This window comes from Pseudomonas emilianonis, from assembly GCF_023072625.1.
GTDB lineage: Bacteria > Pseudomonadota > Gammaproteobacteria > Pseudomonadales > Pseudomonadaceae > Aquipseudomonas > Aquipseudomonas paraveronii.
On record NZ_JAKNRV010000601.1, the window covers coordinates 1 to 1923 of the forward strand.

1 protein-coding gene and 2 pseudogenes are annotated in these 1923 nt (G+C 63.7%); 1 reads left to right on the forward strand and 2 read right to left on the reverse strand.

Translation table 11 applies throughout. The annotated features are described in order from the left end of the window. Positions 1-365 (forward strand): annotated as a pseudogene (locus L9Z73_RS29895) (YifB family Mg chelatase-like AAA ATPase); the annotation flags it as partial. A gap of 10 nt (positions 366-375) precedes the next feature. Here L9Z73_RS29895 and glyA read toward each other — a convergent pair. Together glyA and L9Z73_RS31690 are read right to left on the reverse strand one after the other, a co-directional pair. Continuing rightward, positions 376-1641, reverse strand: a complete 1266-nt coding sequence (glyA, locus tag L9Z73_RS29900; protein WP_247408533.1) for a serine hydroxymethyltransferase — start codon at positions 1639-1641, stop codon at positions 376-378. Next, positions 1623-1923, reverse strand: a pseudogene (locus L9Z73_RS31690) (hypothetical protein); the annotation flags it as partial. The gene glyA and the pseudogene L9Z73_RS31690, both read right to left, overlap by 19 nt.

The window sequence follows — 1923 nt, forward strand, 5'->3', positions numbered from 1 at the left end:
TGACCGTCGCCCGCGAAATCACCGCGCTGAACCCTGCCCCGCAGCCCGGCGACAACACGTCCACCGCCTCGGCGCTGGTTGCCCAGGCACGGGAACGCCAGCATCAGCGCCAGGGCTGCGCCAATGCGTTCCTGGATCTACCGGGGTTGCGCCAGCATTGTGCGCTGTCCAAGCCGGACGAAGCCTGGCTGGAAAGCGCCTGCGAGCGCCTGACCCTATCGCTTCGAGCAGCCCACCGCCTGCTCAAGGTCGCCCGCACTCTGGCGGATCTGGAACGCGCCGACACTATCGGCCGCCACCACATTGCCGAAGCCCTGCAATACCGGCCCTCGGCCTCCAGCCAAGTCGACTGCGCCAACGGTTAGAAATAAAAAATCAGCGATAAACCGGGTACCGGCGGCACAGTGCAATCACCTGTTCACGCACCTGATGCGCAACGCTCTCGCTCTCCCCGCGCTCCAGGGCGTCGAGTACATCGCACAGCCAACCGGCCAGTTGCTCGCACTCGAACACGCCGAAACCACGGGTCGTGACGGCGGGCGTGCCGATGCGCAGCCCCGAGGTGACAAAGGGTGAGCGCGGATCGTTGGGCACCGAATTCTTGTTGGCGGTGATGCCGGCGTTGCTCAGGGCCGCATCGGCGTCTTTGCCGGTGTAGGGCCGGTCGGACAGGTCGATCAACATCATGTGGTTATCGGTGCCACCCGAGACAATCGTGTAACCGCGCCGCTGCAGCACGGCCGCGATGGCCCGCGCGTTGACCACGACCTGGGCCTGGTAGGTTTTGAACTCGGGCCTCAAGGCTTCCTTGAAGGCCACTGCCTTGGCCGCGATCTGATGCATCAACGGCCCGCCCTGAACACCCGGGAACACCGCCGAATCGAGCTTTTTGTAAAACGCTGCGTCCTGGCCCTTGGACAAAATCAACCCGCCCCGCGGGCCACGCAAGGTCTTGTGCGTGGTGCTGGTGACCACATGGGCGTGCGGCAACGGGTCCGGGTATTCGCCAGCCGCGACCAGCCCGGCGACGTGAGCCATGTCGACCCAGAAAATCGCACCGACCTTGTCGGCAATCACCCGCATGCGCGCCCAGTCTTTGTACCGCGAGTAGGCAGAGAACCCACCGATCAGCATCTTCGGCTGCGTTTTCACGGCAATGCGCTCCATCTCGTCGTAGTCGAGCAAGCCCGTCTGCGGGTCGAGCCCGTAAGGCACGATGTGGTAATGCCGGCCCGAAAAGTTAGAGGGATTGCCGTGGGTCAGGTGACCGCCCTGTGCCAGGTTCATGCCCATCACCGTATCGCCGGGGTTGATCAAGGCCAGGAACACCGCAGCGTTTGCCTGGGCCCCTGCATGGGGCTGCACGTTGGCGTAATCGCAGTCGAACAGGGTCTTGACCCGTTCGATGGCCAGGCGCTCGGCCACATCGACGTATTCGCACCCGCTGTAGTAGCGCTTGCCGGGATAGCCCTCGGCGTATTTGTTGGTCAATACCGTGCTCTGGAGGCGCATGACCAGCGGGCTGGCGTAGTTTTCGGAAGCGATCAGCTCGACGTGGTCTTCCTGGCGGCGCTCCTCGTTATGAATCGCCTCACACAACTGCGGGTCGAAGGCTTCAAGCGTCAATGTTGAGTCGTACATGATGAACAGGTCCTTGCTGGGAAAATCAGGTCGTTGACGGGTGATTGGCGCTCGGCCAGTAGCAGCTTCAATGTGCAGGCGACGATCCAGCACCTCGGCCACTCGCAGGCAGCGGCGATACGTTGCTGTACGGCCGCCAGATTGCGCCGAAAATCCTCCTCGCTGGTGGCCTGCGGGTAACGCCCGTGACGCGCATGCAGGGTGGCGAGGGCTTGCGCTTCGGCGCGCATCATTGGGCCGCTTCCTTGGCCACCGCCACCGCCTCGGAAACCGCTGCACGGC